General features: G+C 41.2%; 8 protein-coding genes and 1 pseudogene. 1 reads left to right on the top strand and 8 read right to left on the bottom strand.

Annotation, left to right across the window (positions count from 1 at the left end):
* Positions 1-361 (top strand): annotated as a pseudogene (locus AC1DPQ_RS07795) (glycoside hydrolase family 2); the annotation flags it as partial.
* Between the two features lie 204 nt (positions 362-565).
* On the opposite strand, the gene AC1DPQ_RS07790 reads toward AC1DPQ_RS07795, so the two are convergent.
* The 8 genes from AC1DPQ_RS07790 to AC1DPQ_RS07755 form a co-directional block, all read right to left on the bottom strand.
* Positions 566-1,180, bottom strand: coding sequence for a TetR/AcrR family transcriptional regulator (locus tag AC1DPQ_RS07790; protein WP_477578093.1), 615 nt, complete (start codon positions 1,178-1,180; stop codon positions 566-568).
* Between the two features lie 131 nt (positions 1,181-1,311).
* Entirely contained in the window at positions 1,312-1,899 is a 588-nt protein-coding gene (locus tag AC1DPQ_RS07785) for an SRPBCC family protein (protein ID WP_477608682.1), read from the bottom strand.
* A gap of 19 nt (positions 1,900-1,918) precedes the next feature.
* Positions 1,919-2,698, bottom strand: a complete 780-nt coding sequence (locus AC1DPQ_RS07780; protein ID WP_477608680.1) for an SDR family NAD(P)-dependent oxidoreductase — start codon at positions 2,696-2,698, stop codon at positions 1,919-1,921.
* Positions 2,699-2,763: 65 nt separating this feature from the next.
* On the bottom strand, positions 2,764-3,660 hold the full coding sequence (locus tag AC1DPQ_RS07775; protein WP_477578097.1) for a 3-hydroxyacyl-CoA dehydrogenase: 897 nt from the start codon (positions 3,658-3,660) through the stop codon (positions 2,764-2,766).
* Positions 3,661-3,745: 85 nt separating this feature from the next.
* Positions 3,746-6,799, bottom strand: a complete 3,054-nt coding sequence (locus AC1DPQ_RS07770; RefSeq protein ID WP_477578099.1) for an efflux RND transporter permease subunit — start codon at positions 6,797-6,799, stop codon at positions 3,746-3,748.
* A 10-nt stretch (positions 6,800-6,809) separates the two neighbouring features.
* On the bottom strand, positions 6,810-7,856 hold the full coding sequence (locus AC1DPQ_RS07765) for an efflux RND transporter periplasmic adaptor subunit (RefSeq protein ID WP_477608678.1): 1,047 nt from the start codon (positions 7,854-7,856) through the stop codon (positions 6,810-6,812).
* A gap of 5 nt (positions 7,857-7,861) precedes the next feature.
* On the bottom strand, positions 7,862-9,073 hold the full coding sequence (locus AC1DPQ_RS07760; RefSeq protein WP_477608676.1) for a TolC family protein: 1,212 nt from the start codon (positions 9,071-9,073) through the stop codon (positions 7,862-7,864).
* Positions 9,074-9,279: 206 nt separating this feature from the next.
* Entirely contained in the window at positions 9,280-9,888 is a 609-nt protein-coding gene (locus AC1DPQ_RS07755; RefSeq protein ID WP_477578105.1) for a TetR/AcrR family transcriptional regulator, read from the bottom strand.
* Positions 9,889-9,976: the final 88 nt, after the last annotated feature.

Raw genomic sequence — 9,976 nt, 5'->3', positions numbered from 1 at the left:
CCCTTATGATGCCTCCAGACCGGACGATAAAAGGGCGGCATCTTTGGGAGAGTTCGGCGGTGTGGGGCTCTTTGTTAGGGGGCACATGTGGCCTGTGGAAAACAATGCATATGCCTATGAACCTACCAGTGCTGCGTTGACGGATAGGTATGTACTGCTGATGAGCCAGGTTGAACAGCTGATGAAGTACAAGGGCCTTAGTGTAGCCGTTTACACCCAGACAACCGATGTGGAACATGAGGTTAACGGATTGCTGACCTATGACCGTGCAGTTGAAAAAATGGATATTAAGCGGGTAAATGAAATAAACAGGGCGGTGATAGCTGAGGGAAAAAGGTTAAACTCTCTGGGTGGGCACTAGAATAGATGGCAGGATGGGTTATTGAATTATTGATAAGAATTTCATTTTTACTGTTAGGAATTTCATGGCAACCCGCTCTGTGATGAGGCTTATGGTTAGCATATGAGGCTAATACTGGGCCATTGTTAAATTTATCTCTATTGCCACGATCGATAAATTTACTTGTTTTTATTATCGGCAACAAAATTGCTTAAAACCGGACATTTAATTTTGATATTGAACCATGATGTTTTTATCCATTATTTCAGATAGAAAAGAACAGGTTTTTTGGCTTACGAGATCAGAGATATCATTTCTTTTCGCAATGCCTGATCCTTGAAATCTCGATCTTGTGGCTGCATCGTTCAGAAATATCATATCGAGTTCCCTTAAGAACTGGATGAACACCCCCTTAAACATATGGGGGCTATTGTCATCTCTCCCAAAGACAGCTTTTGAAACCAAATTCATATTTTCAGTCACACATACCCTTCTTGATAAACCCAGGTTGTCTAAAAAACCTATTTTTCTTAAGTAATCCGGGGAATGGTATAGCCGACTATATTTTTCAAATGTTAAACGCTTTATTTCAACCAGTTCATCGATAAAATTGGATAGCGACTCATATCTTATACACTGCTTTTTGATCAAAATACGTTCTTCATTCGTTATTTTTTCTAAAACACAGATCACCAGCTCGTCTTTGTTCTTGAAATACCAATATAGAGATGGAATACTCACCCTTAACGATTTGGCTATATCTTTAAGGGGAGTTTTTTTAATTCCAAAATGTGAAAAAAGCTGTATAGCGGCATCTATTATCTTACTTCGATTTAACATATCATATAAATTTTATAAGGATATCAGACAACGCTAACTGATCAAAATAATTTACAAATGGTCTAAACTCCCATTATTAATCTGTATGTATCTCTATGTTTAAATATAATTAAAGAGGGCTCCTAAGTATATTAATTCTTTGATTGTTGTTCTGATCGTTCTTTCAGGTTTATTAGCCATTCTCCAATATGGTTACTAACCATATTTGGTGCAAAAATCTTCTCCATTTTTGTTTTTGGTCCATTTTGAGACTCGTTTGAAACAACTTTGCAGCCATCTTTGGTTGGGATAATCACCCACGCATTGTAAACGGTCATTTTTTTGTTATCGGTTTCACCTAACCAAGCGATTTGATACGGAGGATTGAATTCCCTGATGGCTGAGGTGAATTTGCCCGCCGGATTCCAGATAAAGACACTAGATAAATTAAGTCTGCCTTCAGGCGAATTGGACAATTTGATGCCTTCAGATCTTTTGTACCATTCCGGCCATTTCCCTGCATTGATGAAGATATCCCAAACCACTTGGGGCGAAGCTTTAATGTCAATTTCGTTATGTATGAAAAAATCAGATTCTGCCGGTTTAAATCCTTGCGGCCAGTTGATTTTTTCGGAATAGGGCAGGCTTGACTGAACCACTTTCTTGTGTGAATAACAAGAGGAAAGGAGCAACGATATGCCCATTAAGCCAACGAGCATGAATGATTTTATTGTTTTCATTTTATATATCATTTATAAACTATTTTTGTTTTTGACTTGCCAGCCCCTTTTTAATCTTCATCATAATACCATCAGGAACAAAATTGGGAAGTTTAGCGTTAAACCAGTTTTGAAAACCAACTACTTTTTTTCCACTCCCTTCTAGTAGATGCTTTACACCCTGTATTGCCACTTCTTTGGGAGTCATCGGCTTGGTTTTATGAAGGTTGGTAGTTTGCATCTCAGGTGTGGTAAATCCGGTATCCACAGTACCAGGATAAAGAGACGAAACGGTAACTCCGGTACCTTCCAATTCGGCAGCGAGTGTTTCACTAAATGCCTTTACGAAAGCCTTGGTGGCAGAATACACAGAAAAATAAGGCATCGGTAAAAATGCGACCACCGATGCTGTGTTCATAATCCGGCCAGATTTGCGGCTGACCATATCTTGTGCAAAAAGTTTAGTCAATACAACCAAACTGGAAATATTTAATTGAATCATACTCAATTCTTCTTCCAGTGGCGTTTCAGTAAAATTGCCATAGTTGCCAATACCAGCATTATTTACCAGGTGGGTCACCAATAGGTTTTCATCTTTCACCTTTTGGTAAAGGTTTTTAGCAGCATTCACATCAGAAAGATCTGTAGCGAAATATTGAACCAGAATGCCAGACTTGTTTATTAGTTCTGATTGCATTTGCTGTAATTTGTTCTCTGTACGGGCAACCAAAATCAGGTTCTTTTTTTGTGCTGCCAATTGATTGGCCATTTCGTAGCCAATTCCGGATGATGCTCCGGTGATTAATATGTATTCTTTCATCTTTAGTAAAATTTATGTGGGTAATGCTTTAATTCGTTTTACAGGGTACTTCTAACCTTTATTTTCTATTTCAGGAAATCAGCGTTTTGATAAGCTGGGTTTGGATAAGTATAAAAACCTTCTCCTGTAGAAATACCGAGTTTATTTTGATCAATGAAGTTCTCTTTCATAAAGCCCTGTCTTTGCTTCCAGATCTCGTCTCCACTTGACTCTGCAATTGAGCTCACTACATTGTAGGCTGTATTCATTCCAACAAAGTCTAACATAGCCATTGGCCCCAGATCAACCCCCAGGCTTTTCATCCAGGTCTTGTCAATAGAGGCCACATCGGCAACACCATTTCGGTAGAGGTCGAACCCAGCTATCAATAAAGGCAATAAAAGCGAGTTCGTGATGTAGCCGGGCTGTTCTTTATAGATTGGTATGGATATCATCCCGATCGATTTAGCGAATTGAACTATCTGCTCAAAAATTTCGGGATCTGTACTGGGATGTCCCATAATTTCCGCCAAGTTATTCTTTAGCAGATTAGTGGCGAAGTGCAAAGCCAAAAACCGTTCAGGCCTGCCTGTTTCAGCCGCAAATTGGCTTGGCAACAATGTAGAAGTGTTGGTGCAGAAAATTGTTTTCTCCGGAGCCAAAGCACCCAGTCTGGAATAAAAATCTTTTTTTATCTGAATGTTTTCCGGAATCGCTTCAATCGTGAGATCGGCATCTTTTACGGATGCCGCCACATCTGTTGTAAAGTTTATGGTTGACACTGCAATATCCAAATCGGCAGGTTTCGCGTTCAAATCCTGCTGATACGATTTTTTAAACTGCTCGAACTTCAGCTTTGCATTCGCCAATAGTTCTTCGTTGATATCGAACAAAGTCACATTATAGCCATGGTAAGCGGTTTGAAAGGCAATCTGCGCACCCAGTACGCCAGATCCAAATACGGTAACGTTTTTAATTTTCATCTTTTAATTTTTAAGTATGCGTTAATAAGGTTAATCAAGAACAGTCTCAATTCCAGAAACAAGTCTTCCCATCTATTTTGACATATCATATCTTTTCGTGCAATTGTGGAGGTATAAGCTTGTACATTACCGGGGTAACGATCCTTGATAATATAGTAGAGCTGATCAGCCCTCCAATCAGTACAATGGCAAGTGGCGCTATCTGCGGATTGGGATTCATGGCAATCGGGATGAGACCGCAAATAGCTGTAATAGAAGTAAGTACAACAGGAAGAAATCTGGTTTCACCGGCAATATGGATCGCCTCATCTATGCTTTTTCCATCTTCCCGCAATTGGTTGGTAAAATCAACCAGTAACAACGAATTCTTTACCTGTATGCCCGATAAACCAATGAAACCGATGATCGATACCAGCGACATCGGATTTCCTGTCATCAGCAGAAATATTACCCCACCCAAAACGCCCAAAGGAATAATTGATAAAACGATAATGATCCCCTTAAATGTCTTAAACTGTAGCAGCAGCACAGCGATAAACAGGAATGTACTCAGGATGATCACTGAAAGGAAATTTCCGCCAAGCGCATCACCTTCCGATTCAGCCTCCCCAGACAGTTTATAATAATAGCCTTTGGGCATTTTTAATTTGTTGAGTTCGGGCACAATATCCTTGAGGATATCATTTGCCAAAACATTATCCTTGGTGAGCGAGGTAACCTTTGCAAACCGTGATTTATTGAAATGATTAATTGCAGTTGGAGAGGTTTCCAGCCCAATGGTTGCAATCTGATCGATCTGAATTGGTGCACCCTGGATATTGTTCACATAAAGGTTCTTTAATGCATTTAGATTTGAAAACTTATTACGTGGAATGGTAATCACCACATTCCTCGAATCACCCCTGTCATCAATGTAATCCCCAACAGTTAGTCCGGCAACAGCCAACCTGATCACCTTGTCAATGTCGCTGGTCAGTACGCCCAATGTCCGCGCCTTTGCCTTATCAATCTTGATCTTTACATCTGACTTATAGGCATTGAGTTCATTGTTGATGAAAAAAGTACCTGGATGTTTACGTAACAGCTCCTCCACTTTGAACGAGAGCGATCGCAGGGTATCCTGATTCTCTCCAAAAACCCTGACCACAATATTCGCCTCTATCGGAGTGCCTTGTTCAAAATCCTTCACCTCTATTTTTGCATAGGGGAAATCAGTGAATTTGCTTCTAAGCGTTTTAATCAGTTCAGTTTTGTCATTTGGGCTTGTCTCTTCTTCCAATTGCACAAAAATCTGAGCAAAATCCGGTTTTATATCCTGCTGATGCACGTTGTAATAGATCTGTGGGTTACCTTTTCCTACATTTGAGGTGTAGTAAACGATTTCCTTATGCTTTTTCAGTTCCATTTCCACCAGCTTTGCGGCGCTATCGCTTTCTGGGATATTTGCCTGTAGCGGCATTTTAATATTGATCAGAAACATTGGCTTTTCTGAGGTTGGAAAAAGTTTAAATCCTGCCAGTGGGAAGAGTAAAAAGGCTAATACGCTTAATGCAATGGAAATACTAATGGTTGCCTTTGGCCACTTTAGCGCCAATGGCATAATACCACGATACGACCAGGTCAAAAAGCCCTGCAATTTTTTTAAGAAATAATTTCCTTCCCCATGGGTATGGGTTTTCAGGATCTTGCTGCCGATAAAAGGCACGAGTGTAAGCGCCACGATCATAGAGGCCAGTACACTGGTAATAATGGCCATAGGTAGGCTTCGGATAAATTCTCCGGCCATATCAGGCAGAAAAGCCAATGGTAAAAATGCAATCACAAGCGTTGCGGTACAGCCTACAACAGCTGCCCCAATCTGTTTGGTACCCTTTAAAATAGCATCCTTTCTGGAATGGCCTTCCCTTAACCACCTTTCTATATTCTCTACAACAACGATACTATCATCAACCAATAGCCCCAATGCTACCACAAGCCCAACAATACTGAGCTGGTTGAGTGAGAAGCCTAAAAGGTTCATTGCAATAAGACCAAGGGCCAGTGAGAGTGGAATGGAAATCATTACGATCAGTGATGGTCTGAAGCCCAAAGGCAACAGGGTAACCACTACTAATAGTATGGCCAATCCAAAATCAAAGCCCAGGTGTCCCAGCCGCTTTGATACCATATCTGCCTGGTCAAAATTTTTAACCATTTTAATGTTCTGCGGCAAGGTTTGAGAAAATTGTTCCAATACTGGAGTGTACTCTTTCTTAACCTGACTGATGTCCACATTGTTCTTCATCGAAGAGGTAACCAATATACAGCGTTGTCCATTGATCCTGGTAATGTGGTTAATGGTACCGTCCATATAGCTAACATGGGCCACATCCTTTAGGTATATGATTTTTCCATTGGAATTATAGATTATCGTATTGGCCACATCTTCAACATCTTTAAACTTACCACTGGTCTTCACATTAAAGACCTTACTATCTATATTAATACTTCCTCCTGGAATGTCGGCCGCTTCACTTTGCAGACTGCCTATAACCAGGTTCAATGGTATTTTTAGCTGTGCTAGTTTATCGAGTTGCATGTCGATGCGGATTTCCTGCTCTGGCATTCCGGTATACTTTACCTCTCTCAGATTGGTGATCTTTTCCAGCTGGGTCTTCAATTTGTCTGCATTGTCGCGCAATATTTTGGACGAAGCGGTGTTTGAGATCAGCGCAACCTGAATAATCTTTACATCTGACGAAGCAATTTTTTCGGTTTTGATCTGATAAATGTCCTTTGGAAGTTCACCGTTTTTCAGCGCATTGATTTCCGTTGATATTTCCTGGTATTTGTTATCCACATCAACACCATATTTGAACTTGATCTGTATCGCTGCTACACCATCTTCAACCGTGGTCAGGATCTTATCGATGTTCTCCAAGCCATAGATTTTATTTTCTATGGGCTTTACCACTTGTTCTTCCATATCCTTCGGGCTGGTACCAGGGTAGATTACCGTTACCAGATATTGCGGAGGGTGGGTAGTAGGATCCTCCGAGCGGGGCATGGTAAAGAGCGTAAGCAGGCCCACCACTGCCACAAGCACAAATATGATCAGGGTAAACTGGTAGTTCTTTACAGCAAAATTTGTAATTTTCATCTCGTGGTTTTTATTTGATAATTTTTAYGGTGGACTGTTCGTTGAGGTAGGCGCTATTAGAAATAACTATGCGATCTATTCCTTCCAGTTTATCTTTTAGGTAAACATTTTTATTGTCAAACTTCAGGATGGTTACAGGCACTTTTCTAACGCTGTTTGCATCCTTAGGGGTAAAGATGTAACCCGTCTCTCCATCTGCCTCTACAAGGGCACTGAATGGGATCACGGTCCTGTTTTCTGAAGCATTGGTTTCGATTGCCGCCTTCCCAAACATGCCAATTGCAGGTTTCAGATTGCCCATCTGAAGCTTCAGCTCTACCTGAAAAGATCCGATAGCGGCATCAGCCGATTGAAGTTTACGCAGTACCGTTGCCTGGAATGGCTGTTCGGGATAACCATCAAGATAAACAACCGCCCGTTGCCCTGCACTGATTCCTGCCCACTCCAGGTCGGTTACCCCAACCTTTAACAGGTAGCTGTCAGTTTTTTGGGTTGAGCCCGTCATCAGCACCGGCATTCCGCCACCAATCACTTCGCCTACACTGGCAACCTTTTTGGTTACAAAACCATCAGAGGCCGCGTAGATTCTGGCATAACGCTGATTGAAGGCGGTTGCCTCACTTGTTTTTTTTGCAACATCCAATGCCGTTTTGGTGTTCTGCAGCTGTTCCAGCGTAAAAACGCTGTCTTTATAAAGGTTTACTGCTCTGGCATAGTCGCGAGCGGCCTTATCTACACCAAGATTCGCTTGGGCCAGACCGGCTGCAATCTCGGTGGTATTCAGGGTGGCCAGCAATTGCCCCTTTTTAAAAAATTGTCCCTCATTTACCAGGATGCTACTGATTACCCCACCAATTTTGAAGGAATAATTGGCATCATTTTCAGTGCCGACTAATCCAGTGACCTGAATGGAATTTGTTACCCCAAAAGAGGAAAGGGGCGCAACTTTTACAGAAATGATATCTGGCTGGCCAAGAGGATTTGTATTTTTCGGTTTTTCTTTGCAGGCAAACAATAGTGATGTAAGCGCAATAAGTGTGAGTTGTGTCTTCTTCATGATATTTATTGTATGTTGAAACTGGCGTTGGCACGTTGGATAGCGGTAAGGGATATCCAGGTGTCGAATAGGGCAATGTTGGATTGAAGTTGGGCATCTACCCATTGGTTCTGGGCATCAAGTAGTTCTATATAAATGGCCATTCCCTCTTTATAGAGCTTGGTCATGTCATTATAATAGGTCTGACTGGTTTTTAGTTGTGATTGGGCCGCCCGGTACTGAGCTGAAGCACTTTGCAGGTTTGCCCTACGCACATTCAGTTCGGTAAGTAGTTGCTGGGTTACATGATTGGTCTGCGCCGACACAGCCTGTTCACTGGCAATAGCCTGTTTTATCTTATAACTGTTCCTTCCTGAGGAAAACAGGTTCCATTCCAATGAAACGCCCAATAGATAATATCTGCTTTTCTGGTTAAACTTCCAGTCAAAGGACTGAGAACCCAGATCGAGCGAAGTACCAACTTTAGGTATGAGATAAGATTTGGCAAGGCCGGTAAGGTTTTTATTTATTCCTTTGGCAATTTCAAGCTTCGCCAGTTCCTCACGACCGTTAACATCATTAAGCAATAAATTATCCTGGGCAGGCAGCAATGGAACATCGTCGGTCAGAATGGGATCCGTTAATGGCCTGTTTAAAAGAAAATTGAAATAATAACGGGCAGATTCCTCTGTTTTTTGAGCAGCGGTAAGTGATGCGTTTATTTTTGATACCTCGTTCTGGCTGCGGATCACAGCCGTACGGTTGATCTTGTTGTTCTCAAAGAGTTTCCGGTTTACCCTTTCACCTTCTTCGAGCAGTTTCAGAAAGGATTGGTAAATCCTTATTGCATTGGTAGCTTTAAGATAGTTGTAATATGCCGTTTTAATTTCTTTGACCAGTTCACGTTTATACATCTGTATTTCCGCTTTTTGCAAGTCTACCTGTTGTGCTTTGATCCGCTTGTTATATACGAGTTCGGCATTTAGGATGGGAAGACTGGTGCGGAACTTGGCATCGTAGAAGTTATCGGGATTAAGCAGTATGCTCTGGTTCTCGAGCTGGGGAAAAGAGTTACTTCCTGTGAGCTGGTTCAACGTGGAGTAGGCGGCGTTAAAAAGATCACCTGTAGGAAAATCAATTGTTCTGCCTCCGTCGGCTTTCGTGTAAGTTGTAGAAAAAGTTACGCTGGGCAGGAACATGCTTTTTGCCTCTTGAAGGGCATAGATGTTCTTTTGCAAAAGGAAGTTTTGCTCCTTGATGCTCTGATTTGACGCTAGCCCCTGTGCGATATAGTCGTCCAAACGATTTTGGGCATTTAGCCCCAATGGGAGTAAGATGACTGAGCACTTTAAGACGGTCAGTCTGTAAATAGTAGGCAGGTTTCGAATGTAATTAATCATTGTAATAAAATTAAACAGTGTTCAATAAAATATTAAAAAAAAGGTTAACCCTTCTCAAGTAGTGAAACAAAACATGCATAACCATTCTCCATAAGTTCCTTGTTGGTCTTGTGTTCAAAACTCATAGTTCTGTCTTTGCAGAAAAGAGCACAGATGCCATGAGTAGCAGATAGGATCATAAATGTAAGATACTCTGAATCCATGTCTTTAAAGCGGCCAGCCTGTTGGCATTCTAATACCAAGTCATGCAGGTACTTTATTGCTTCTTTTGCAATCTGGAAACCGCTTTCTTCTGAATTTTTTAACGGCTCTTCTACCAGGAACATGAGGTTATAATAATCCTTATTCTCCTGGGCAAACTGGATGAACGCACGTCCAGAGGCTTTCAGGCGTTCAAATGGATCGATAACCGAATCCAGCACCCGAAGTTGTCTAAGAAGTAGGCTAAAGCCCTCTTTATGGAGTTCCTGAAAGATTTCACCCTTATCCTTAAAATGGAAATAAATTACCCCTGCACTATAGCTGATCTCACTGGCAATGTTACGCATACTGGTCTGCTCATAGCCATTCTGAAGAAATACTTTTCTAGCACCATTTAATATGCGCTGTCTCATTTCTTGCTTCTCTTTTTGCTTTCTTTCTGTAATGCCCATTGATAAAATAATTTATAAAGATATTAACCTGATTTAGGAAATAACTTTTTCATTTGCAACTTCTCATTTTAATTGACGGTACAAATAT

The organism is Pedobacter sp. 01T416_2, from assembly GCF_056398925.1.
Note: the sequence above shows the minus strand (reverse complement) of the source record. Positions and strands in the feature narration are given on the sequence as shown.